The sequence below is a fragment of the Streptomyces sp. NPDC041108 genome (assembly GCF_055592645.1).
Genome location: NZ_JBVIYK010000004.1, coordinates 129,395 through 153,358 on the forward strand (window position 1 = coordinate 129,395; position 23,964 = coordinate 153,358).

Below are 23,964 nucleotides of genomic sequence, written 5' to 3' on the forward strand. Positions count from 1 at the left end.
GGCCGGCCGCGGGAAGGCGAGAGCCCGCCGCCCCGCCCGCCACGAGGGCGGGGGAACGACGGGCTGACGCTCGGTGCGTGTGTCCTACGACCGTCGAAGACCCTGGGAAGGGATCAGCGAGCGTAGTACTCGACGACGAGCTGCTCGTCGCAGATGACCGGAACTTCCTTGCGGTTGGGCTCGCGGTCCAGGCGGAACGCCAGGGCCTTGAGGTTCACCTGCAGGTAGCGGGGGGTCTCACCGTCCGCGGCGAAGCCACCCTCGCGGGCGACCTCGAACAGCGGCTTCTGGCGGCTGCGCTCACGGACCATGACGACGTCGTCCGGCTTGACGCGGAAGGACGGCTTGTCGACCTTGTGGCCGTTGACCTCGATGTGGCCGTGGACGACCATCTGGCGGGCCTGGTAGATCGTGCGGGCGATGCCCGAACGCAGGACCAGCGCGTCGAGACGACGCTCCAGCTCGATGATCAGGGCCTCACCGGTCTTGCCCTGGACCTTGGAGGCACGCTCGTAGGCGCGGACGAGCTGACGCTCGGACACGTCGTACTGCGCGCGCAGACGCTGCTTCTCCAGCAGACGGACCTTGTAGTCCGAGTTCTGCTTGCGGCCGCGGCCGTGCTCACCCGGCGGGTAGGGGCGGGCCTCGAAGTACTTGACGGCCTTCGGGGTCAGCGCGATGCCGAGGGCACGCGACTTCTTGACCTTGGGGCGGGACTGGTTCGCCACTTCTTTTCCTTTTCCTTCAATTCGGCTGCCTCAGGGTTACGGGAGGTCGCATCCGCAGCCGGGGAATCCCGTCGGGTCCGCTCGGGACCTGTCGGGTAGCCGCTCCCCTGGTCTGGGCACATACGTGCAGCACACGAACGGCCCACCGACCGGTCCCGGGACTCCGAGTGGTGGTGGGCTGCCCGCGACACCTACGACGGTGCGCGACGCTCCTGGATCATGAAGATCCGGCTGGTTGTCCCGCCTGAGGCGCCGACCGGAGCCGGACACGGGACGCAGCACTGGAAGGAGTCTACAGGGGGTTCAGGACTGCTTCCGACCGAGGTTCTTCCTGGTCCACTCCACCGCGTCGGCGTAGCGGGCCTCGGCTCCGTGCCTGGTCGGGGCGTAGTACTCCCGCCCCTGGATCTCGTCCGGCGCGTACTGCTGGGCGGCGATCCCCTCGGGGAGGTCGTGCGGGTACACGTACCCCTGGGCGTGCCCGAGCTTGGCCGCGCCCTTGTAGTGCCCGTCCCGCAGGTGCAGGGGCACGGGACCGGCCAGGCCCTTGCGCACGTCCTCCATCGCGGCGCCGATGGCGGTCGTCGCGGCGTTCGACTTCGGGGCCAGGGCGAGGGCGATCGTGGCGTGGCTGAGGGTGAGCGCGGCCTCGGGGAAGCCGATCATGGCGACGGCCTGGGCGGCGGCGACGGCGATGGGCAGGGCGTTCGGATCGGCCAGGCCGATGTCCTCGCTGGCGGAGATCATCAGGCGGCGGGCGATAAAACGGGGGTCCTCACCGGCCTCGATCATGCGGGCCAGGTAGTGCAGCGCGGCGTCGACGTCGGAGCCCCGGATGGACTTGATGAGGGCGCTGGCCACGTCGTAGTGCTGGTCGCCGTCGCGGTCGTACTTCACGGCGGCGCGGTCGACGGTCTCCTCCAGGGTCTGGAGACCGATCTCGCCCTCCCCCTTGTCCAGGGCGGCTCCGGCGGCCGCCTCCAGCGCGGTGAGGGCCCGGCGGGCGTCGCCGCCCGCGATCCTCAGCAGGTGGGCCTCGGTGTCCTCGGGGAGGGTGACGGCGCCCTTGAGGCCGCGCTCGTCGGTCAGCGCGCGCCGCAGCAGGCCGCGCAGGTCGTCGTCGGTGAGGGGTTCGAGGGTGAGGAGGAGGGAGCGGGACAGCAGGGGGGAGATCACCGAGAAGTACGGGTTCTCCGTGGTCGCCGCGATCAGGGTGACCCAGCGGTTCTCGACGGCCGGGAGGAGGGAGTCCTGCTGGGCCTTGCTGAAGCGGTGGATCTCGTCGAGGAAGAGGACGGTCTCCTTGCCGAACCCGCCGGTGGCGCGGCGGGCGCCCTCGATCACCGCGCGGACCTCCTTGACTCCGGCGGTGATCGCGGAGAGCTCCACGAAACGCTTGTTGGTGGCCTTGGAGACGACGTACGCCAGGGTGGTCTTGCCCGTGCCGGGCGGGCCCCAGAGGATCACCGAGGAGGGGCCGGCCGGTCCGCCGCCGGACTCGCCCACCAGTCGGCGCAGGGGCGAGCCGGGCTTCAGCAGATGCTGCTGGCCCACGACCTCGTCGAGGGTGCGCGGACGCATCCGTACGGCCAGGGGGCTGGCGGCCGGGTCCTTCTCCTGGCGTTCTTCTGCGGCGGCGGTGAACAGATCGGGCTCCACGCCGAAACCCTATGCCACCGCACTGACAGTCCGGTCGGCCCGGCTCCGGGCCGCCGCCTGCGTCAGCTGGTCCAGAAGTCCCACCAGCGGGTCAGGATCAGCATGCCGATGATGCCGATGTGCATCACGGGCAGGACCCAGGTGAACTCGCCGAAGAAGCCCTTCAGCCAGCCGGGAGCGGGCAGGAAGCCGCTGCGGATGTTGGAGGACGTGACGTACCAGAACATCAGGATCGTGGCGACCCAGGCGAGGCAGCACCACAGGCAGAGCGAGTTGATGTTGTACAGCGACTGGTACTGCAGCCAGGTCACGAAGCCGACGCCGAAGGCGGTGCCCGCGTTGAAGGTCAGCCAGTACCAGCGCGGGTAGGTGGCACGGGCGAGCAGGCTCACACCGACGCAGACGACGATGCCGTACGCGACGAGCCCGAGCATCGGGTTGGGGAACCCGAAGACGGACGCCTGGTCGCTCTTCATGATGTTGCCGCAGGAGACCACCGGGTTGAGGCTGCAGCCCGGCGTGAAGTTCGGGTCCTCCAGCAGCTTGAACTTGTCGATCGTGATGACCCAGGACGCGAGCAGTCCGGCCGCGCCGGTGATCAGCAGCAGGATCGCGAGGGCCCGGCTGCCGCCCACCGTGCGCGGGGCCTCGGTGTGTTCGCGATCGGTGGTCGAGACGTCCCTGACTGTCGTCTTGCTCATCACGTCGATTCCGTCGATTCCGTAGCGTCGAAGGGGCCGCTGGGGCACGGTCATTGTGCCGTACACCCTCGCGCCCGGGCCGTTCGCCGGACATAAAAGTCGCCCCTGCCACCCGTACAGGGCGGCAGGGGCGACAAGGGTTCGACTCAGCCGAGCCGGGCCTCCAGTTCGGCCACGATCTCGTTCACGCCGACGGCGACCTGATCACCGGACTCCATGTCCTTGAGCTGGACGACGCCCTCGGCGAGGTCGCGCTCCCCGGCCACGACCGTGTAGCGCGCGCCGCTGCGGTTGGCGTTCTTCATCGCGCCCTTGAGGCCCTTGCCGCCGTAGGCGAAGTCGGCCGCGATGCCCACCTTGCGCAGTTCGGTGACCTTGGCGAACAGCAGGCGGCGCGCCTCCTCGCCGAGCGGGACGGCGAACACGCTGGTGGCGGCGGGGAGTTCGAGTTCGACGCCCTCCGCCTCCAGGGCGAGGACGGTGCGGTCGACGCCGAGGGCCCAGCCGACCGACGGCAGGGCGGGACCGCCGATCATCTCGGAGAGGCCGTCGTAGCGACCGCCGCCGCCCACCGCGGACTGGGAGCCGAGACCGTCGTGGACGAACTCGAAGGTCGTCCGGGTGTAGTAGTCCAGCCCGCGCACCAGCTTGAGGTCGTCCTCGAAGGCGACGCCGGCCGCCGTGATCAGCTCGCGCACCTCCTCGTGGTACGCCTTGCAGGCGTCGCAGAGGTAGTCACGCAGCAGCGGGGCGTCACCGAGCTGCTTCTGGACCGACTCACGCTTGTCGTCCAGGACCCGCAGCGGGTTGATCTCCGCGCGGCGGAGCGTGTCCTCGTCCAGGTCGAGGCCGCGCAGGAACTCCTGCAGGGCGGCCCGGTAGACGGGACGGCACTCCTTGTCCCCCAGGCTGTTGAGCAGGATGCGGAAGTCGCGCAGCCCCAGCGAGCGGTACGCCTGGTCCGCCAGGATGATCAACTCGGCGTCCAGGGCCGGGTCCTCGGCGCCGATCGCCTCGGCGCCCACCTGGGAGAAGTGGCGGTAACGGCCCTTCTGGGGGCGTTCGTAGCGGTAGTACGAGCCGGAGTACCAGAGCTTGACCGGCAGGTTGCCGGCCTTGTGGAGGTTGGCCTCCAGAGCGGCGCGCAGGACGGAGGCGGTGCCCTCGGGACGCAGGGCCAGCCGGTCGCCGCCCTTGGTCTCGAAGGCGTACATCTCCTTGGTCACGATGTCGGTGGACTCACCGACACCGCGCGCGAACAGTTCGACGCTCTCGAAGCCGGGCGTCTCGATGTAGCCGTAGCCGGAGTCGCGCAGCGGCGCGGCGATGGCCTCGCGGACGGCCAGGTACTTGGCGCTGTCCGGGGGCAGCAGGTCGTACGTGCCCTTGGGGGCCTGAAAGGTGCTCACGGAAGGTCTCGTCACATTCCTCGTCGGGGAGGGGTCGTCGGACCCGCACCTCGTTCTTGGCGGCCTGCGGCCACCATCTGCCGCAGATACGGGTTGGTGGCGCGCTCCTGGCCGATGGTCGTCTGGGGGCCGTGGCCGGACAGCACCACGGTCGAGTCGTCGAGCGGCAGGCACACGCGGGCCAGCGAATCGAGCATCTCGGCCATGTCACCGCCGGGCAGGTCGGTGCGTCCGATGGAGCCGGCGAACAGCAGATCCCCGGAGAAGAACACCGAGGGGATCTCCGTGTTCTCGGGCATCCGGAAGGTCACCGACCCCTTGGTATGGCCCGGCGCGTGCGAGACGGCCAGTTCCAGACCGGCCAGCTCCAGCTTCGCGCCGTCGGTCAGCTCCCTGACGTCACCGGGCTCCCCCACGGTCAGCTCGCCCATGAGCGGCATGCCGATGGAACGGCCGAGCGCCTTCTCGGGGTCGCTCATCATGTAGCGGTCCTCGGGGTGGATCCAGGCCGGCACGTCGTGCGCGCCGCACACCGGGACGACCGAGGCCACATGGTCGATGTGGCCGTGCGTGAGGACGACGGCGACGGGCTTGAGCCGATGCTTCTTCAGCGTCTCCTCGACTCCCTGGGTGGCCTGGTGGCCCGGGTCGATGATCACGCACTCCTCACCGGCGGCGGGGGCGACCAGATAACAGTTGGTCCCCCAGGCCCCGGCGGGGAACCCGGCAATGAGCACGATCGTCCTTCTTGTGGCCTACGAGGGTGGTGGGTTGCTGTGGATCAGAGCCTACCGGCGCTGCCGTTTCCTCAGCGAACCCATATACGGTACGGGTCACACGCAATCAGTCGACTCGACGGACGCGCGACACACCCGTCGGCGGACGAGACGTATGAGGAGAGAACCCCGTGGTCAGCCAGGATCAGCGGCGGCGTCAGCTCGCCCGGGAGAAGTTCTTGCGGCAGCAGCAGCGGCGTACGTCCGCGCGGCGCAAGGCCCATGTCCGCAACGCCGTGATCGCCTCGGTGCTCGGTGTGATCCTGGTGGGCAGCGTGGCGCTGTACACGACCGACGTGCTGAAGGGCGACGACAAGAAGGACAACGCGGGCGCGGAGGTGTCGCCGAGCGCCTCGCCCAGCGCCAGCAAGGCGCCGGATCCGTGCGAGAAGCCGGCCGCGGGCAAGGTGGAGAAGCTCACCTTCAAGAAGGAACCCGCGATCACCATCGACAAGACCGCGACGTACACGATGGATCTGCGGACGACCTGCGGTTCCATCCCCATAACGATGGACGCGGCGAAGGCCCCGCACACGGTCAACTCGTTCGACTTCCTGGTGAACAAGGGTTACCTGGACCACACCAAGTGCCACCGCCTGACGACGCAGGGCATCTACGTCCTGCAGTGCGGTGACCCGCAGGGCACCGGTATGGGCGGCCCCGGCTACACGATCCCGGACGAGAACCTCAAGGACTCGCGTCTGAAGGGCGATGTGTACCCGGCGGGCACGGTCGCGATGGCCAACCAGTTCAACGCGCAGACGGGCGAGGGCAAGAACAGCGGCGGCAGCCAGTTCTTCCTCGTGTTCCAGGACAGTCCGCTTCCGGCCAACTACACACCGTTCGGCACGATCTCCAAGGCGGGGATGAAGGTCCTGACGAAGATCGCCAAGGCCGGGGAGAACACCGGCATGGGTGATGGGACGCCCAATGCGACCGTCGTGATCAACAAGGCGACTGTCAGGAAGTCCTGACCCTCAACAGTGAAATTTCGGTCGCGCGGGATGCGGACAGGCAACCCGCCGGTCGCCTATGTTGGCCGTGACGAAACTGTGGACGATGCCCGGGGGCACCGAGGCCCCTTGCAGGCATCATGTGGAGGAGGCGCTGTGAGCAGCGACCCGTGGGGCCGCGTCGACGAGACGGGGACCGTGTACGTGCGTACGGCCGACGGCGAGCAGGTCGTCGGTTCCTGGCAGGCCGGATCCCCCGAGGAAGCCCTGGCCTACTTCGAGCGCAAGTACGAGGGCTTGGTCGTCGAAATCGGCCTCCTCGAGAAGCGGGTGAAGACCACCGATCTGTCGGCGAAGGACGCATCGGTCGCGATCGACCACATTCGCGAGCAGGTGGACGCGCATCACGCGGTCGGCGACCTGGACGCGCTCAAGGTCCGGCTGGACAAGCTGGTCGAGACGGTCGACGCGCGCCGCGAGGAGCGCAAGCAGCAGCGGGCGAAGCAGTCCGACGAGGCCCGGCACGCCAAGGAGGCCCTGGTCACCGAGGCGGAGGAGCTGGCCCAGTCCGACCAGTGGCGCTCCGCCGGTGAGCGGCTGCGGGCGCTGGTGGACACCTGGAAGGGTCTGCCCCGGCTGGACCGCAAGTCCGACGACGAGCTCTGGCACCGCTTCTCGCACGCCCGCTCGGCGTTCTCCAAGCGTCGCAAGGCCCACTTCGCGCAGCTCGACGCGCAGCGCGAGGACGCCCGCAAGACCAAGGAGAAGCTGGTCGCGGAGGCCGAGGGTCTGTCGAACTCGACCGACTGGGGTCCCACGGCGGCGCGCTACCGCGAGCTGATGGCCGACTGGAAGGCCGCGGGCCGCGCCCAGCGTGAGCACGAGGACGACCTGTGGAACCGCTTCCGCGGCGCCCAGGACGTCTTCTTCGCCGCCCGCAGCTCGGTGTTCGCCGAGCGGGACGCGGAGCAGTCCGAGAACCTGAAGCTCAAGGAGGAGCTGGCCGGGGAGGCGGAGAAGATCCTTCCGGTGACGGATCTGAAGTCGGCTCGTGCCGCGTTCCGCTCGCTCAACGAGCGCTGGGAGGCCATCGGCCATGTCCCGCGCGATGCCCGCCCGAAGGTCGAGGGCCGGATGCACGCCGTGGAGCGGGCCATCCAGGAGGCCGAGGAGGCGGAGTGGCGCCGGACCAACCCGGAGGCCCGCGCCCGTGCCGCCGGTCTCACGGGCCAGCTCCAGGCCGCCGTGGACAAGCTGCGCGGCCAGATCGAGGCGGCCCGCGCCCAGGGCAACAACGCCAAGGCCGACAAGCTCCAGCGTGAGCTGGACGGCCGTCAGGCCCTGCTGGACCAGGCGCTGAAGGGTCTGCAGGAGTTCGGCGGCTGACGCTTCCCGCGGCAGACACATGAGAGGGGCTCCCGTACGGTCCGTACGGGAGCCCCTCTCATGTGTCCGGTGTCGTGCCTACGGCCGCCGCGCCGATGTCACCCGGTACACGTCGTAGACGCCCTCGACGCCGCGTACGGCCTTCAGGACGTGGCCCAGGTGCTTCGGGTCGCCCATCTCGAAGGTGAAGCGGGAGGTGGCGACGCGGTCGCGGGAGGTCTGGACGGCGGCGGACAGGATGTTGACGTGCTGGTCGGACAGGACGCGGGTGACGTCCGACAGCAGCCGGCTGCGGTCCAGGGCCTCGACCTGTATGGCCACCAGGAAGACCGAGGACTGGGTGGGCGCCCACTCGACCTCCAGGATCCGCTCCGGCTCCCGGGAGAGCGACTCGACGTTGACGCAGTCGTTGCGGTGGACCGAGACGCCGCTGCCGCGGGTGACGAAGCCGATGATGGGGTCGCCGGGGACGGGAGTGCAGCAGCGGGCGAGCTTGACCCAGACGTCGTCGACGCCCTTGACCACGACACCGGGGTCGTTGCTGCCGCGGCGCTTGCGGCTGCGGCCGTGGGTGGGCGGTACGGACTCGTCGATCTCCTCGGTGGCCGCCTCCTCGCCGCCGAGCGCCTGGACGAGCTTCTGCACCACGCTCTGCGCGGAGACATGGCCCTCGCCGATGGCCGCGTAGAGGGCGGAGATGTCCGGGTAGCGCATCTCATGGGCGAGGGTGACGAGCGAGTCGCCGGTCAGGATGCGCTGGATCGGCAGGTTCTGCTTGCGCATCGCGCGGACGATGGCGTCCTTGCCCTGCTCGATGGCCTCGTCGCGCCGCTCCTTGGAGAACCAGCCGCGGATCTTGTTGCGGGCCCTCGGGGACTTGACGAAGTTCAGCCAGTCCCGGGACGGTCCGGCTCCGGCCGCCTTGGACGTGAAGACCTCCACGAGGTCGCCGTTGTCCAGGGTGGATTCCAGCGGGACGAGCCGTCCGTTGACCCGGGCCCCTATGGTGCGGTGGCCGACCTCGGTGTGCACCGCGTACGAGAAGTCCACGGGCGTGGCACCGGCCGGCAGCGCTATCACGTCACCCTTCGGCGTGAAGACGAAGACCTCGTTGCGGGACAGGTCGAAGCGCAGGGACTCCAGGAACTCGCCGGGGTCCTCGGTCTCCTTCTGCCAGTCCAGCAGCTGACGCAGCCAGGCCATGTCGTTGAGGTGGTCGTCCTTGCCGGTGGTCCGCGGCTGGTCCGAGCGCACCTTGGAGGCGCCGGCGACGGCCTCCTGCTTGTACTTCCAGTGCGCGGCGATGCCGTACTCGGCGCGGCGGTGCATGTCGAACGTCCGGATCTGGAGTTCGACCGGCTTGCCGTTGGGCCCGATGACCGTCGTGTGCAGCGACTGGTACATGTTGAACTTGGGCATCGCGATGTAGTCCTTGAACCGCCCCGGAACCGGGTTCCAGCGGGCGTGGACCGTCCCCAGGGCCGCGTAGCAGTCGCGGACGGTGTCCACCAGGACGCGGATGCCGACCAGGTCGTAGATCTCCGCGAAGTCACGGCCGCGGACGATCATCTTCTGGTAGACGCTGTAGTAGTGCTTCGGACGGCCGGTGACGGTGGCCTTGATACGGGCGGCCCGCAGGTCCTGCTGGACCTCGTCGGTCACTATGGCGAGGTACTCGTCGCGCTTCGGTGCCCGCTCGGCCACCAGCCGGACGATCTCGTCGTACATCTTGGGGTAGAGGATCGCGAAGGCGAGGTCCTCCAGTTCCCACTTGATGGTGTTCATGCCCAGGCGGTGGGCGAGGGGCGCGTAGATCTCCAGGGTCTCGCGCGCCTTCTTCTCCTGCTTCTCGCGCTTGAGATAGCGCATGGTGCGCATGTTGTGCAGGCGGTCGGCGAGCTTGATGACCAGGACGCGGGGGTCCTTGGCCATGGCGACGACCATCTTGCGCACGGTCTCGGCCTGGGCGGCCTCGCCGAACTTGACCTTGTCCAGCTTGGTGACGCCGTCGACGAGGAGAGCGACGGAGTCGCCGAAGTCACGGCGGAGCTGGTCGAGGCCGTACTCGGTGTCCTCGACCGTGTCGTGCAGCAGACCGGCCATCAGGGTGGCCGGATCCATACCCAGCTCGGCGAGGATCGTGGTCACCGCGAGGGGGTGCGTGATGTACGGGTCGCCGCTCTTGCGCTTCTGGCCGCGGTGCCAGCGCTCGGCGACCTGGTAGGCCTTCTCGATCTGGCGCAGCGTCGCCGTCTCGATCTTCGGGTCGTTGCCGCGCACGATCCGCAGCAGCGGCTCCAGGACCGGGTTGTACGGGTTGGAGCGCTGCACGCCGAGACGGGCGAGGCGGGCGCGCACGCGGTTGGAGGAGCCGGAGCGCGCGGGCTGGCCCGTGGCCGCGGGGCGGGGTGCGGGCGCCGGAGCGGGGCTGTCGGCCGGGTCCGGCTTGGGGCGCGAGGGGCCGGCGGCCTTGTCTGCGGGCGCGGACTGGGCGTGCTCGACCGGGCTCTGCGCGGACTTCGCCGTCGCGGGGTTCGCGGGCTTCGTCTCGTCCTGCGCGGGCTTGGCCGCGGAGCCCGAGGCGGACTCGGGCTTGGCGGCGGTCAGGTGCTGGGCCTCGTCTGCCAAGAGGGCTCCTCGTGCGCGATCCGGGTCCCCCGGTCAGGCTCCGGAGCACCCATGGTAGCGATCCCGCGTCCCGGGATCGCCTTCAGGCCACCGGGAGGGCTGTGTACTGGTGAAACACCAGAGGCGGGCCCCCGATTCCTCGGGGGCCCGCCTCGGTACGACGTCAGGGTCGTCACGGGTGCCGATCGGGCCCGACGGGCCCGGTGGCGACGACCGTGTCACCCTGCACCGCCGCCGGTCAGGCGACGGTGTCGTCCTCCTTGCAGTTCTTCGGCGCGAACCCGGCCTTCGTGTTGCAGGCCTTGAGGGTCACCCGGGTCCCCTCCGCGAGGTTGCCGGTCGCCCACTCGCTGCAGTAGTCCGACGGGTTGCCGGCGGTCGTGGAGGTACGGTCCCAGGTGCCGTTGCGGTTGACGTCCAGCCAGACCGTCACGCCCCACCGGTCCGCGGTGAAGTCACAGGCGCGGATGGCGTCGCCGGGGACGTCCTGGCTGCTGCCGGGGTGGTCCACCGGGTCCTGGTTGAAGTTGCCCCAGTCCTGGAAGTTGTTGATCTGCACGGCGAGGAGCAGCCCCGTGCCCGCCTGTGCGGGGCTCGCCGCGGCACCGACGAAGGTGGCGGCGGCGATGGCGGTGATGATCGGCAGAGTGCGCAGACGCATGAAAATCCCCCTGTGTTCCGTGGCCACCAGTCCGTCGGGGGAGCACGAAGGCACGCCTCGGCGAGGCGCACTGCGCATGGTCGGCCGTTCCCCCTGCGCCCGGACCAGTGGTCAAGTGGTCGATGTGGCGCGTGATCATCTGACCCTAATGACCAGCGCATGTCAACCTGGATCTGAAGTGATCTCGGTCGGCGGCGGGGCGCCGGCCGCGGGGGACCGGGAGGGGAGACGGCGAACGGTGCCTCCCGCCGTGCGCCGCGATCGGCGCACGGCGGGAGGCACCGTGGACACGCTTTCGAACCCGAGGGGATCCGACCCGTGAGGACCGAACCCGTTCGTCCGGGCCGGTTCAGATCTGGATCAGCGACTCCAGCGGGGCACCGTCCAGTACGGCCTCCAGCCGCTGCCGGCCCGCCAGGAAGGACAGCTCCATCAGCACCGCCACGCCCGCGACCTCGGCGCCCGCCCGTCGGATGAGCTGCAAAGACGCCTCGGCCGTACCGCCGGTCGCGAGGACGTCGTCGATGACCATCACGCGGTCGCCCTCGATCAGGTCCTCGGCGTGCACCTCGATCTCGGCGGAACCGTACTCCAGGTCGTACGCCTGGCTGAGCGTGGCCCCGGGGAGCTTGCCGGCCTTGCGTACGGGGATGAAGCCGACACCGGCGCGGACGGCGGCCGGGGCGCCCAGGATGAAGCCCCGGGCCTCCAGGCCGACGATCTTCGTGGCGCCGTGCCGGACGGTCAGCTCCGCCAGCGCGTCCGTCAGCGCGGTGAACGCCGCAGGGTCGGCGAGCAGCGGAGTGATGTCCTTGAACATCACGCCCGGCTCGGGGTGGTCGGCGACGTCACGGATACGGCTGAGCAGCAGCTCCTTGATGTCGGTCATCGCCGCTTACCGCCCCGGCCGCGGCTGCGGCCCCCGGACTGGGCACGCGGCCCGACCACCGCGGGGGTGGCCTCCGCCGGCTCGTCGCCGTACGGGCCGTCGGCCGTCGGCTCCGGGCCGTTCTGGCCGGCCTGGGCCCGCTTGGCGAGGACGCGCTTCTTGAGGGCCTTCAGCTGCGGCTCGCGCTCCTTGAGGTCGGCGACGAGCGGCGTGGCGATGAAGATCGACGAGTACGCGCCGGCCGCGAGGCCGACGAACAGGGACAGCGAGATGTCGTTGAGCATGCCCGCGCCGAGGACACCGCCACCGATGAACAGCAGACCGGCGACCGGCAGCAGCGCGACCACCGTGGTGTTGATCGACCGCACCAGGGTGCTGTTGATCGAACGGTTGGCGATCTCGGCGTACGTCCAGCGGGTCTGCTTGGTGATGTCCTTGGTCTGCTCCTTGAGGCTGTCGAAGACGACGACCGTGTCGTAGAGCGAGTAACCGAGGATCGTGAGCAGACCGATCACCGTGCCCGGGGTCACCTCGAAGCCGACGAGGGCGTAGATGCCGATCGTGATGGTGATGTCGTGGATCAGGGCGACGAACGCGGCGATGGCCATACGCCACTCGAAGGCGATCGCCAGATAGATCACCACGAGGACCAGGAAGATGGCCAGACCCTGCCATGCCTTGGCGGCGATCTGGTCACCCCAGCTGGGGCCGACCAGTTCACCGGCGACATCCTCCGGCTTCATGTCCAGGTCGTCGGCCAGCTGCGCGGAGACCTTGTCGGCCTGGGCCGTCTCGATGCCCGAGATCTGGATACGGAGGCTGCCGTTGCCGAGCTTCTGCACGATCGCGTCGTGGTCGGACGCCGACTCCGCGTACTCCTCGGCCTGGGCGACCGACACGCTCGTACTCGGCGTGGTGAAGACGGCACCGCCCTGGAACTCGATACCCATCGTCAGACCGCGGATCGCCAGGCCGGCGATGGCCGCGATGGTGATCAGAATGGATACGCCGTACCAGATCTTGCGGTTGCCGACGAAGTCGTAACCGACCTCGCCGCGGTGGAGACGGGCTCCGAGGTCGCCGAGTTTCGACATCTCAGGCCTCCTTCGGGTCGGCGGGGACGGCGGGGCGGCGGGTACGGCGCAGCGGGGGCTGGGCGCCCAGTCGCTTCGGGTCGAGGCCGGACCACTTGTGGCCGCCGCCGAAGAACTTCGTACGGGCCAGCAGTGTCAGCAGCGGCTTGGTGAAGAAGAAGACCACGACGACGTCGAGCAACGTGGTCAGGCCGAGCGTGAACGCGAAGCCCTGCACCTTGCCGACCGTGACCACGAAGAGCACCGCGGCGGAGAGGAACGACACGAAGTCGGAGACCAGGATGGTGCGCCGGGCACGCGGCCAGGCCCGCTCGACTGCGGGACGCAGCGTGCGGCCCTCGCGGATCTCGTCCCGCACGCGTTCGAAGTACACGATGAACGAGTCCGCGGTGATACCGATGGCGACGATCGCGCCACAGACCGCGGGCAGGTTCAGCGCGAAGCCGATCGCCGGGCCGAGCAACGCCATGAGCACATAGGTCAGGGCCGCCGAGACGAGCAGGGAGGCGATGGCGATCAGCGACAGGCCGCGGTAGTAGACGATCAGGTAGATCATGACCAGGGCCAGACCGATCGCGCCGGCGATCAGGCCCGCGTGCAGCTGATCACCGCCGAGCGCGGGGCTGACGGTGGTGACACTCGCCGTCTTGAAGGTGAGCGGGAGGGCACCGTACGACAGCATGTTCGCGAGGTTCTGGGCCTCCTCCTGCGTGAAGCTGCCGGAGATCTCGGCCTTGCCGCCGGTGACCGCAGAGCGCACGTAGGGGTGGGAGACGACCTCGTCGTCCAGGACGATCGCGAACTCGTTCTGCGGGGAGGTCTGGGTCGCCAGCTGGCCGGTGATGTCGGCGAACTTCTTCTCTCCCTTGGAGTTGAAGTCCATGACGACCTGCCAGCCGGTGCCGTTCTGCGTGTCGAGCAGCGCCTGGGCCTTGTCGACCTCGGTGCCGTCGACCCCGACCGGGCCGAGCACGAACTTGCTCCAGGAGCCGTTGTCCTGACCACAGGCCACGACGACGTCGGTGGTCTTGCCCTTGCCGGCCTTGGCGCGCTGCTTGGGATCGTTGCAGTCCAGGGCGGTGAACTTGGCCTGGACCGCCTGGATCGCGGGGTCGACGCTCGGACTCGCCGACGGCGAGGCGCTGCCGGTGGCCTTGGCGGACGCGGAGCCGCTGCCGGAGGGTGTGGGGTCGGCCTTCAGCGCGTCGGTGACCGCACGTCCCTGGGACGTGGCGGAGGACGACGGACTGGCGGAGTCACCGGATCCGGGCTCGGTGGCCTCGTCCTTGCCGTCGGAGCCCGACGGGCTGGGCGATCCGCTGCTCTTGCCGCTGGGGCTCGCCGAGGTGCTCGGCTCCTGGGTCGCGCCGGTGCCGACCTGGCTCTGCAGGACCGGCCGGAAGTACAGCTTCGCGGTGGTGCCGACCTGGTCCCGGGCCTCCTCGGAGTTCGTGCCCTTGGGGATGTTGACGATGATGTTGCGATCGCCCTGGGTCTGGACCTCGGCCTCGGAGACACCCAGACCATTGACACGGCGGTTCATGATCTCGACCGCGGTGTCCATGTTGGTCTTGTTGATCGCCGATTCCTGGCCGCTCCTCGCCTCGAGCGTGATGCTCGTACCACCGGCGAGGTCGATGCCGAGACGCGGAGTGGTGTGTCCGGAGGCGAACATTCCCCCGGTGAGCGCCACTAGGGCGATCAGGATGAGGGCCAGCGCGCGCCCAGGCTTGCCCTGGGCGCTCGCGCTCCGGCCCTTCTTCGGTGCTGCCACCTTCTCGTACTCCCTCTCGGGCCGCCGTGCGGGGTCAGCGCGGCGGCGGCCATGACTGGTGTCGGGAATCCGGGCGAAAACGGCACGTTCCCGGGGCGCGGGCGGTTCTCGCTCGCACTCCCGGGACGTGACTACTTCGCGTCGGACTCGCCGTCGGTCTTCTTCGGCTCTGCTTCGACGGACTTGGCGTCGTCGTCCTTCGCCTCGGCGGTCTCGTCGGCCGCGTCGTCGGACGCGTCCTTCTTGCCGAGGTCGATGGGCTTGTCGTCGGAAGCGGCGGAAGCGTCGTCGGAGGGCTCGTCGGTCTCGGTGAGGGAGGAGGCGTCGTCCGGGACGACGTCGGACTTCAGGTCGTGCTCGATGCCGTGGACGATGCGGTTGTACTCCTCGTCGCTGAGGACGGCACCGATGGCGTTCTTCGCGAACAGCAGGTCGACGCCCGGCCCGGCGTCGAGGAGGACCGTGTCCTCGCTGACCTCCTTGACCGTCGCGTACATGCCCCCGATCGTGCGGACGCCGGAACCGGGCTGCATCTGGTTCCGCATGTCGGCGGCCTGCTGCTGCTTCTTCTTGGCCGATCGGGTCATCAGGATCATGGCCCCGATGAGCACGATGAACGGGAGGAGGGTCACGAGACTCACGGGTCGGAACTTCCTTCACACGACCGCGATGGCGAGCGGCCTGATGGTTGGGGGTATGTGCGCTGCCGGCAAGGGCGGCATCGGCGGAGTCTAAGCGAGTCCACCGCGATGGAACAACGCACAGCATGTCACCGGGGTTCCATGCCGGGCGAGTACCGCGCCGTCACGAGAGGGTCACGCCCCGAACAGGTCCTGTTGTCCGTTACCCCCGGTCGTACCGCGTGGCGGGGTGAGTCCTAGGTGGGCCCAGGCGGCGGGGGTCGCGACCCGGCCGCGGGGGGTCCGGGCGAGCAGTCCCTCCCGGACGAGGAAGGGCTCGGCCACCTCCTCCACGGTCTCGCGCTCCTCCCCCACCGCGACCGCGAGCGTGGAGAGGCCGACCGGTCCGCCACCGAAGAGCTTGAGCAGGGCTTCGAGGACGCCCCGGTCGAGGCGGTCGAGACCCCGGGCGTCCACCTCGTAGACGGCGAGAGCGGCCCCGGCGATGTCGCGGGTGATGAAGCCGTCGGCCTTGACCTGCGCGTAGTCCCGTACGCGTCGCAGCAGACGGTTGGCGATACGGGGGGTGCCGCGGGAGCGGCCCGCGATCTCGGCGGCACCGTCCGTGTCGATCTCGACGTCGAGGAGGTTCGCCGAGCGGTGGACGACCCGCTCCAGCTCGGCGGGCTCGTAGAACTCCATGTGCGCGGTGAAGCCGAAACGGTCGCGCAGCGGCGGCGGCAGCAGTCCCGCGCGTGTGGTGGCGCCGACCAGGGTGAAGGGCGGCAGTTCGAGAGGGATGGCGGTGGCGCCGGGGCCCTTGCCGACGATCACGTCGACGCGGAAGTCCTCCATCGCCATGTAGAGCATCTCCTCGGCGGGCCGGGACATGCGGTGGATCTCGTCGAGGAAGAGGACCTCGCCCTCCTGGAGGGAGGAGAGGATCGCGGCGAGGTCGCCGGCGTGCTGGATGGCGGGACCGGAGGTGATCCGGATGGGGGCGCCCATCTCGGCCGCGATGATCATCGAGAGGGTGGTCTTGCCGAGGCCGGGGGCTCCGGAGAGCAGCACGTGGTCGGCGGTGGCACCCCGCGCGCGTGCGGCCCGCAGGACCAGGTCGAGCTGTTCACGGACCTTCTCCTGACCGATGAACTCGCCCAGGTCCTTCGGGCGCAGGGCGGCCTCGACGGCCTGGTCCTCACGGTCGGCGACAGAGCCCACCAGCCTCTCGGCGGCGGTGTCGTCGGTCGTGTCGTCCCAGTTCATTGCGTGTGCCTCGTGGTCGCGGTCGGATGGGCGGAGCTGCGGTGCGCGGGTCGGCGGGCCCGGTAGGGGATGTTCAGCGCGTTCTGTTGAGGGTCTGGAGGGCGGCCTTCAGCAACTGGCCGACCTGGGGCGTTGCCTGGGCGGCCTCCGCCTGGGGGGCCACGGCCGCCACGGCCTCGTCGGCCTCGCGGGTGGCGTAGCCGAGGCCGATCAGGGCGGCGTGCAGCTGGTCGCGCCAGCCCTGGGTGACCGGGGCGCCGATCGCGGGGGCGCCGACGGGCTCGCCGAGACGGTCCTTCAGTTCCAGCAGCAGTTTCTGGGCGCCCTTCTTGCCGATGCCGGGGACGGCGATCAGTGCCTTCTCGTCACCGGTGGCGACCGCCCGGCGCAGCGCGTCGGGGGCGTGCACGGCCAGCATCGCCTGGGCCAGGCGCGGTCCGACGCCGCTGGCGGTCTGCAGCAGTTCGAAGACCTGGCGCTCGTCGTCGTCCACGAAGCCGTAGAGGGTGAGCGAGTCCTCACGGACCACCAGGGACGTGGCCAGCTTGGCCGGCTTTCCCATGCGCAGCCCGGAGAGGGTGTTGGGCGTGCACTGGACCGCGATGCCGATCCCGCCCACCTCGACCACCGCGGAGTCGGGGGCGAGGGCGGCGACCGGGCCGGAGACGAAAGCGATCATGCCGTACGGCCTTTCGAAGCGTGCAGGGCGACGGCCTGCTGGAGGCGGTTCTGCGCGGGGGCCCGCCAGATGTGACAGATGGCGAGGGCGAGGGCGTCGGCGGCGTCCGCCGGTTTCGGTGGCGCGTCGAGCCGGAGGAGGCGGGTGACCATGGCGCCGACCTGGGCCTTGTCGGCCCGGCCGCTGCCGGTGACGGCGGCCTTGACCTCGCTGGGGGTGTGCAGGGCGACGGGGATGCCGCGGCGGGCGGCGCACAGCATGGCGACGGCACTGGCCTGGGCGGTGCCCATGACCGTCCGGACGTTGTGCTGGCTGAACACCCGTTCCACGGCGACGAATTCGGGGCGGTGCTCGTCGAGCCACTGCTCGATGCCCTGCTCGATCGCGACGAGGCGCCGCCCCAACTCGGCGTCGGCGGGCGTCCGTACGACTCCGACACCGAGCATGGTGAGAGGCCGGCCCGCGACTCCCTCGACGACGCCCACGCCACACCGCGTGAGTCCGGGGTCCACCCCGAGTACGCGCACCGCGCCCCCTCCACTCGATCTCCCCCAGCTGCCGCTGGGAGGTGCCCCCAGTTTGTGCAGGCTATCTGCTGCCACCGACAACGGCGGCGGGCCGGTGGGTGTGTCCCCACCGGCCCGCCGGATTCGCTCGGTTCGCGGCAGTGCTACGCGTCGACCTTGGCCATGACGTCGTCGCTCACGTCGAAGTTGGCGAAGACGTTCTGGACGTCGTCGCTGTCCTCCAGGGCGTCGATCAGCTTGAAGATCTTCCGGGCGCCCTCCTCGTCCAGCTCGACCTGCATGGTCGGGACGAAGTTGGCCTCGGCGGAGTCGTAGTCGATGCCGGCCTCCTGGAGGGAGGTGCGGACCGCGACCATGTCGGTGGCCTCGCTGAGCACCTCGAAGGACTCGCCCAGGTCGTTGACCTCCTCGGCGCCCGCGTCGAGCACGACCTCCAGGACGTCGTCCTCGGACAGCTCGCCCTTGGGGACGATGACGACGCCCTTGCGGTTGAAGAGGTACGACACGGAGCCCGGGTCGGCCATCGAACCGCCGTTGCGGGTCATGGCGACGCGGACGTCGGAGGCGGCGCGGTTGCGGTTGTCGGTGAGGCACTCGATGAGCACCGCGACACCGTTGGGACCGTAGCCCTCGTACATGATCGTCTCGTAGTCGGCGCCGCCGGCTTCGAGGCCGCCACCGCGCTTGACCGCGGAGTCGATGTTCTTGTTCGGGACCGACTGCTTCTTCGCCTTCTGGATGGCGTCGTAGAGAGTCGGGTTGCCCTCGATGTCGACGCCGCCCATCCGGGCCGCGACCTCGATGTTCTTGATCAGCTTCGCGAAGAGCTTGCCGCGCTTGGCGTCGATCACGGCCTTCTTGTGCTTCGTCGTAGCCCATTTAGAGTGGCCGGACATCTGCCTGTCTCCTTCGCGTAACCCATCTCTGCAACGAACCCCAGAGATCCTACAAGGAGTCCGCCGCCCTGTTCGCGCGCACCATGTCCACGAACAGCGCGTGCAGCCGGTGGTCGCCGGTCAGCTCCGGGTGGAACGACGTGGCGAGGGCGTTGCCCTGGCGCACGGCGACGATGTGGCCCTCGTGCTCGGCCAGCACCTCCGTCCGGGCGCCCACGGACTCGACCCAGGGGGCCCGGATGAAGACGCCCTCCACGGGGGCGCCCTCCACACCCTTGACGTCGACCGCCGCCTCGAAGGACTCGTTCTGACGGCCGAAGGCGTTGCGGCGCACGATCATGTCGATGCCACCGATCGTCTCCTGGCCCGAGCGCGGGTCGAGGATCTTGTCGGCGAGCATGATCAGTCCGGCGCAGGTCCCGTAGACGGGCATGCCGTCGCGCACGCGCGCGCGGAGCGGCTCCATCACGCCGAACAGCACGGCCAGCTTGGAGATGGTGGTGGACTCGCCGCCGGGGACGACGAGGCCGTCCACCTCGGCGAGTTCCTCGGGGCGCCGCACCGCCCTGGCCACGGCGTCTGCCGCGGCCAGGGCGACGAGGTGCTCCCGTACGTCGCCCTGGAGGGCCAGGACGCCTATGACGGGGGTGTCGCTCATAGGTGCTTACCAGCCCCGGTTCGCGTAGCGCTCGGCCTCGGGGAGGGTGTCGCAGTTGATGCCGACCATGGCCTCGCCCAGGTTGCGGGAGGCGTCGGCGATGATCTTCGGGTCGTCGTAGAAGGTGGTGGCCTTCACGATGGCGGCGGCGCGCTTGGCCGGGTCGCCGGACTTGAAGATGCCGGAGCCGACGAAGACGCCCTCGGCGCCGAGCTGGCGCATCAGCGCGGCGTCGGCGGGGGTCGCCACACCACCGGCGGAGAAGAGGACCACCGGCAGCTTGCCCAGCTCGGAGACCTCCTTGACCAGCTCGTACGGGGCGCGCAGCTCCTTGGCGGCGGCGTACAGCTCGTTGTTGTCGTAGCCGCGCAGGCGGGCGATCTCGTTCTTGATCTGGCGCAGGTGGCGAACGGCCTCGACGACGTTGCCGGTGCCGGCCTCGCCCTTGGAACGGATCATCGCGGCGCCCTCGGCGATACGGCGCAGGGCCTCGCCCAGGTTGGTGGCGCCGCACACGAACGGGGTCGTGAACGCGAACTTGTCACTGTGGTTGACCTCGTCGGCCGGGGTGAGGACCTCGGACTCGTCGATGTAGTCCACGCCGAGGGACTGCAGGACCTGGGCCTCGACGAAGTGGCCGATGCGGGACTTGGCCATGACCGGGATGGAGACGGCCTCGATGATGCCCTCGATCATGTCGGGGTCGGACATCCGGGCCACGCCGCCGTCCTTGCGGATGTCGGCGGGGACCCGCTCCAGGGCCATGACGGCGACGGCGCCCGCGTCCTCGGCGATCTTGGCCTGCTCCGGGGTGACGACGTCCATGATCACACCACCCTTGAGCTGCTCGGCCATGCCGCGCTTCACGCGGGCGGTGCCGGTCTCGGGGGTCTGGGCGGAGTTGGAGAGCGTGCTGGACACGGGTTTGACCTCGCTCGGGGGAAGCTCGGGGAAGAAGGGTTTCTGCAATCCCCGAGGAAACGCGAGGGGAACAGGCCACTGCAAGGGCCAATGAGGAGGCGGTGGATCGTTTTGTGGGGGTGCGTCGCCGGGTGCGGGTGCGCGGGGCTTCTCGCGCGGTTCCCCGCGCCCCTGAAAGCATCAGGTCCTGCGGGCCTGAAAGTGCGCGAGAAGCCCACCGGACCCGCGCCCGCCGACGAACCCGGCACCCCCGAGCTGTCAGGCGCCCGGACGTCAGGTCGTGGCGCGGTCGGCCAACGCGCCCGGCGGCTCGTCGTCCATCTCGAAGGCGAGCGGGAACGGGGCGTGACCGGCGAGCCGGAACCACCGCACCGTGCGATGCCGGCGCAGCGCACGCGCCGCGCGCACCGCGTCGTTGTGGAAGCGCCGGGCCATCGGCACCCGGCGCACGGCCTGGGCCAGTTCGTTCGCGGCGTCCTCCCCGCCCGGCGCCTCCCGCACCACCTCCACCTGCTGCGCGTCCGCGAACACGGCCCGCAGCGCCTGGCTCAGCTCGCTCTCGGCGACCTCGCGCTGCTCCTCCTCGGCCTGCCGGGCCGCGTGCGCCGCCTCGTAGAGGACGATCGAGGCGGCCGGGTCAAGCACCCCGGCGGTGGCCAGCTCCTGGGCCACCGACGCACGGCGCAGCAGCTGCGCGTCGAGCGCGGCGCGGGCGGCGTCGATGCGCGCGTGCAGTCGGTCGAGTCGTCCCGCGGTCCAGCTCAGATAGAGACCGATCGCGAAGAGGACGACGGCGATCCAGATGAGTGTCGAAGTCACGGGCGGCAAGGCTACTACCGGCGCCCGTCACCGCCACGTACGACGTCGGCGCCCCCGCGGGGGCGCCGCGACCGCCACGCGCTCAGTCCCGGGCCAGCCCCAACCGCGCCCGCAGCCCCCCTCGTTCGTCCGCCGCCACCGAGGCCGCTCCCTCCGTGACCGTCTCGTAGACGCCGAGGATGTCGGCCCCGACGGTGGACCAGTCGAAGCGCCGGACGTGCGCGCTGCCGCGGGCGCGGAGTTCGGCGCGGCGGTCCGGGTCGCCGAGCAGGCGTACGGCGGCCGCCGCGAGGTCGTCCGCGTCCTCGTTGGCGAAGAGTTCGCCCGCGCCGCCCTGGTCGAGGACCTGGGCGAAGGCGTCGAGGTCGGAGGCGAGGACCGGGGCGCCCGCGGACATGGCCTCGACGAGGATGATGCCGAAGCTCTCGCCCCCGGTGTTGGGGGCGACGTAGAGGTCGACGCTGCGCAGGAAGCGGGCCTTGTCCTCGTCGCTGACCATGCCGAGGAACTCGACGCGGGAGCGCAGCTCCTTCGGCAGCGTCTCCACCGCCTCCTCCTCGTCCCCCCGCCCGGCGACCAGCAGCCGGGTCTTCGGGCGCTCGGCGACGATCCGCGGGAGGGCCTTCATCAGTACCGGCAGCCCCTTGCGGGGTTCGTCGATGCGGCCGACGAAGCCCAGGGTGTCGCCCTGCCACTCGGGGCGGGGCTTGGCGCGGGCGAAGAAGTCGACGTCGACGCCGTTCGGGATGACCACCGCGTCGCCGCCCAGGTGTTCGACCAGGGTGCGGCGGGCGTACTCGCTCACCGCGATCCGCGCGCTGATCTTCTCCAGCGCGGGCTGCAGGATCGGGTACGCCGCGATCATCGCCCGGGAGCGCGGGTTGGAGGTGTGGAAGGTGGCGACGATCGGGCCCTGCGCGGCCCAGCAGGCCAGCAGGCCGAGCGACGGGGAGGCCGGCTCGTGGATGTGGATCACGTCGAAGGTGCCGTCGTGCAGCCAGCGCCGTACGCGCGCCGCCGACAGGAAGCCGAAGTTCAGGCGGGCCACCGAGCCGTTGTAGGGCACCGGGACCGCCCGGCCCGCCGAGACGACGTACGGCGGCAGCGGTGTGTCGTCGTCGGCGGGGGCGAGGACCGACACCTCGTGGCCGAGTCTGATGAGGTGGTCGGCCAGGTCACGGATGTGGAACTGGACTCCCCCGGGTACGTCCCAGGAGTACGGGCAGACGATCCCGATCCTCACGGGCGCCCCTTCTCGAAACCGGCCTCGGGGCTCTTCGCGGGGTCCAGGTCCGCGAGCCACAAGCGCTGCAGCATGTGCCAGTCCTCCGGGTGTTCGGCGATGCCGGTGGCGAAGGCGTCAGCCAGCGCCTGTGTCATGACAGACGTCTTCTCGGCGCGGGTACCTGACCCGGGTACCTCGACCGGTGCGTGCACCTGTCCCCGCATCACCGGCGAGTCGTCGTACCAGAGTGTCGCCGGCAGCAGCAGCGCGCCGGTCTGCTGGGCGAGGAGGGCCGGTCCGGCGGGCATCCGCGTGGGCTCGCCGAAGAAGTCGACCTGGACGCCGGACGCGGACAGGTCGCGGTCGGCGACCAGGCAGACCAGGCCGCCGTCGCGCAGCCGCCGCGCGAGGGTGCCGAAGGCGGAGCCGCCGCTGTGCGGCAGGACCTCCATGCCGAGGCCCTCGCGGTAGGCGACGAAGCGGTCGTAGAGCGTCTCGGGCTTGAGGCGTTCGGCGACCGTGGTGAACGGGGTCTTCAGCTCGGTGGTGACCCAGGCGCCGGCCAGGTCCCAGTTGGCGAGGTGCGGCAGGGCGAGGACGACGCCCCGGCCGGAGGCGAGACCGTCGGTGAGGTGGTGCAGGTCCTTGGGCGTGAAACCGGTCCGGACGCGCTCCTCGCTCCAGGCCGGCAGGCGGAAGGACTCCATCCAGTAGCGCAGGTAGGAGCGCATGCCCGCACGGGACAGCTCGGCGAGGCGTTCGGGGCTCGCGCCCGGCACCACGCGCGCGTAGTTGGCCTCCAGGCGGCGCACGAGAGGGCCGCGCCGCTTCCAGGTGGCGTCGGCGATCGTCCGGCCGAGGCGTACGGCGACGGGCTCCGGGAGCATCTTGACGGTGGCCCAGCCGAGGCCGTACAGCCCGTCGGTCGCCCGATCCCGCAGAGCGCTCACGGGGTCGCCTCGCTGTTGCGGGCGGCGTCCGGCGACTCCGGCGTGGTCGCGGCGGCCGCCTCCGCCTCGGCTTCGGCGGACTCGCGACGGACGGTGACGACGCGCTGGATCAGGGTGACGAGACTGCCGACGGCGACGATCCACAGGGCGATCGGCAGCAGGACCTCGATACCCGGCACACCGAACGCGTGCAGTCCGGAGAGACCGGCCGCGACCAGCGAGATCACCAGACGCTCGGCACGCTCCACGAGTCCGTTGACCGCCACCGGCAGACCGATCGACTCACCGCGCGCCTTGGTGTACGACACGACCTGGCCGCTCGCCAGGCAGAAGATCGAGACGGCGCACAGGGCGAGGTCGTCGCCCTTGCCCGCGTACCAGAGGGCGAACCCCCCGAAGATCGCGCCGTCGGCGACCCGGTCGAGCGTGGAGTCGAGGAAGGCGCCCCAGCGGCTGGAGCGGCCCATCTGACGGGCCATGTTGCCGTCGACGAGGTCCGAGAAGACGAAGAGCGTGATGACGATCGTGCCCCAGAAGAACTCGCCCCGGGGATAGAAGACCAACGCGCCCGCGATCACTCCGGCGGTGCCGATGAGGGTGACCGTGTCGGGGCTGACCCCCCTGCGGATCAGAAACGCGGCGAACGGTGTGAGGACACGCGTGAAGAATGCACGCGCGTACTTGTTCAGCATGGCCTTCCCGAGGGTCGGTGTCGCCGCGTGGCCCCTGCTGGCCATCCGGCTGG

General features: G+C 70.1%; 23 protein-coding genes. 2 read left to right on the plus strand and 21 right to left on the minus strand.

Going from position 1 to position 23,964, the window contains the following annotated elements; all coding sequences use genetic code 11:
* Window positions 1-113: 113 nt before the first annotated feature.
* The 5 genes from rpsD to ACZ6BB_RS13725 form a co-directional block, all read right to left on the minus strand.
* Window positions 114-728, minus strand: a complete 615-nt coding sequence (gene rpsD, locus ACZ6BB_RS13705) for a 30S ribosomal protein S4 (RefSeq protein WP_005485453.1) — start codon at window positions 726-728, stop codon at window positions 114-116.
* A gap of 303 nt (window positions 729-1,031) precedes the next feature.
* A complete protein-coding gene (locus ACZ6BB_RS13710) occupies window positions 1,032-2,387 on the minus strand; it encodes a replication-associated recombination protein A (protein WP_471615420.1) in 1,356 nt (451 codons plus the stop codon).
* Between the two features lie 62 nt (window positions 2,388-2,449).
* Window positions 2,450-3,088, minus strand: a complete 639-nt coding sequence (locus ACZ6BB_RS13715; RefSeq protein ID WP_471615421.1) for a vitamin K epoxide reductase family protein — start codon at window positions 3,086-3,088, stop codon at window positions 2,450-2,452.
* A 146-nt stretch (window positions 3,089-3,234) separates the two neighbouring features.
* Window positions 3,235-4,497: a histidine--tRNA ligase gene (gene hisS, locus ACZ6BB_RS13720; protein WP_471615422.1), complete on the minus strand. Its 1,263-nt coding sequence runs from the start codon at window positions 4,495-4,497 to the stop codon at window positions 3,235-3,237.
* Between the two features lie 11 nt (window positions 4,498-4,508).
* Window positions 4,509-5,234, minus strand: a complete 726-nt coding sequence (locus ACZ6BB_RS13725) for an MBL fold metallo-hydrolase (RefSeq protein ID WP_471615423.1) — start codon at window positions 5,232-5,234, stop codon at window positions 4,509-4,511.
* A 170-nt stretch (window positions 5,235-5,404) separates the two neighbouring features.
* Here ACZ6BB_RS13725 and ACZ6BB_RS13730 point away from each other — a divergent pair, with 170 nt between their 5' ends.
* A complete protein-coding gene (locus ACZ6BB_RS13730) occupies window positions 5,405-6,247 on the plus strand; it encodes a peptidylprolyl isomerase (RefSeq protein WP_471615424.1) in 843 nt (280 codons plus the stop codon).
* 135 nt (window positions 6,248-6,382) lie between these two features.
* Complete coding sequence (locus tag ACZ6BB_RS13735) at window positions 6,383-7,612, plus strand: DUF349 domain-containing protein (RefSeq protein ID WP_471615425.1); 1,230 nt, start codon at window positions 6,383-6,385, stop codon at window positions 7,610-7,612.
* A gap of 78 nt (window positions 7,613-7,690) precedes the next feature.
* Here ACZ6BB_RS13735 and ACZ6BB_RS13740 read toward each other — a convergent pair whose 3' ends face one another.
* From ACZ6BB_RS13740 to pgsA, 16 genes are all read right to left on the minus strand, one after another.
* A complete protein-coding gene (locus ACZ6BB_RS13740; RefSeq protein ID WP_471615426.1) occupies window positions 7,691-10,240 on the minus strand; it encodes a RelA/SpoT family protein in 2,550 nt (849 codons plus the stop codon).
* Between the two features lie 238 nt (window positions 10,241-10,478).
* The gene (locus tag ACZ6BB_RS13745) at window positions 10,479-10,901 is read right to left on the minus strand and encodes a hypothetical protein (RefSeq protein ID WP_471615427.1); all 423 of its coding nucleotides are present in this window, start codon (window positions 10,899-10,901) and stop codon (window positions 10,479-10,481) included.
* A 349-nt stretch (window positions 10,902-11,250) separates the two neighbouring features.
* On the minus strand, window positions 11,251-11,790 hold the full coding sequence (locus ACZ6BB_RS13750; protein WP_471615428.1) for an adenine phosphoribosyltransferase: 540 nt from the start codon (window positions 11,788-11,790) through the stop codon (window positions 11,251-11,253).
* Window positions 11,787-12,884 (minus strand): protein translocase subunit SecF, encoded by a 1,098-nt coding sequence (gene secF / locus ACZ6BB_RS13755; RefSeq protein ID WP_471615429.1) that lies wholly within the window; start codon window positions 12,882-12,884, stop codon window positions 11,787-11,789. The genes ACZ6BB_RS13750 and secF overlap by 4 nt, the downstream gene beginning before the upstream one ends.
* Before the next feature lies 1 nt (window position 12,885).
* Window positions 12,886-14,658 (minus strand): protein translocase subunit SecD, encoded by a 1,773-nt coding sequence (secD, locus tag ACZ6BB_RS13760; RefSeq protein ID WP_471615430.1) that lies wholly within the window; start codon window positions 14,656-14,658, stop codon window positions 12,886-12,888.
* 131 nt (window positions 14,659-14,789) lie between these two features.
* Entirely contained in the window at window positions 14,790-15,299 is a 510-nt protein-coding gene (yajC, locus tag ACZ6BB_RS13765; RefSeq protein ID WP_471615431.1) for a preprotein translocase subunit YajC, read from the minus strand.
* Window positions 15,300-15,473: 174 nt separating this feature from the next.
* Window positions 15,474-16,544 carry a Holliday junction branch migration DNA helicase RuvB gene (ruvB, locus tag ACZ6BB_RS13770; protein ID WP_059081911.1) on the minus strand — a complete coding sequence of 357 codons (1,071 nt, stop codon included), beginning with the start codon at window positions 16,542-16,544 and terminating at the stop codon, window positions 15,474-15,476.
* Between the two features lie 73 nt (window positions 16,545-16,617).
* Complete coding sequence (gene ruvA, locus ACZ6BB_RS13775; protein ID WP_471615432.1) at window positions 16,618-17,223, minus strand: Holliday junction branch migration protein RuvA; 606 nt, start codon at window positions 17,221-17,223, stop codon at window positions 16,618-16,620.
* Window positions 17,220-17,750 carry a crossover junction endodeoxyribonuclease RuvC gene (ruvC, locus tag ACZ6BB_RS13780; protein WP_471615433.1) on the minus strand — a complete coding sequence of 177 codons (531 nt, stop codon included), beginning with the start codon at window positions 17,748-17,750 and terminating at the stop codon, window positions 17,220-17,222. Before ruvC ends, ruvA begins: the two co-directional genes overlap by 4 nt.
* A gap of 143 nt (window positions 17,751-17,893) precedes the next feature.
* Window positions 17,894-18,646: a YebC/PmpR family DNA-binding transcriptional regulator gene (locus tag ACZ6BB_RS13785; RefSeq protein WP_059081914.1), complete on the minus strand. Its 753-nt coding sequence runs from the start codon at window positions 18,644-18,646 to the stop codon at window positions 17,894-17,896.
* Window positions 18,647-18,695: 49 nt separating this feature from the next.
* A complete protein-coding gene (pdxT, locus tag ACZ6BB_RS13790; RefSeq protein ID WP_471615434.1) occupies window positions 18,696-19,304 on the minus strand; it encodes a pyridoxal 5'-phosphate synthase glutaminase subunit PdxT in 609 nt (202 codons plus the stop codon).
* 6 nt (window positions 19,305-19,310) lie between these two features.
* Window positions 19,311-20,225 (minus strand): pyridoxal 5'-phosphate synthase lyase subunit PdxS, encoded by a 915-nt coding sequence (gene pdxS / locus ACZ6BB_RS13795; protein WP_471615435.1) that lies wholly within the window; start codon window positions 20,223-20,225, stop codon window positions 19,311-19,313.
* A 273-nt stretch (window positions 20,226-20,498) separates the two neighbouring features.
* Window positions 20,499-21,044: a LemA family protein gene (locus ACZ6BB_RS13800; protein ID WP_471615436.1), complete on the minus strand. Its 546-nt coding sequence runs from the start codon at window positions 21,042-21,044 to the stop codon at window positions 20,499-20,501.
* Window positions 21,045-21,126: 82 nt separating this feature from the next.
* The gene (locus ACZ6BB_RS13805) at window positions 21,127-22,287 is read right to left on the minus strand and encodes a glycosyltransferase family 4 protein (RefSeq protein ID WP_471615437.1); all 1,161 of its coding nucleotides are present in this window, start codon (window positions 22,285-22,287) and stop codon (window positions 21,127-21,129) included.
* Window positions 22,284-23,219, minus strand: coding sequence for a phosphatidylinositol mannoside acyltransferase (locus ACZ6BB_RS13810; RefSeq protein WP_471615438.1), 936 nt, complete (start codon window positions 23,217-23,219; stop codon window positions 22,284-22,286). Before ACZ6BB_RS13810 ends, ACZ6BB_RS13805 begins: the two co-directional genes overlap by 4 nt.
* Window positions 23,216-23,956 carry a phosphatidylinositol phosphate synthase gene (gene pgsA / locus ACZ6BB_RS13815; protein ID WP_471615439.1) on the minus strand — a complete coding sequence of 247 codons (741 nt, stop codon included), beginning with the start codon at window positions 23,954-23,956 and terminating at the stop codon, window positions 23,216-23,218. Before pgsA ends, ACZ6BB_RS13810 begins: the two co-directional genes overlap by 4 nt.
* Between the last annotated feature and the right edge of the window lie 8 nt (window positions 23,957-23,964).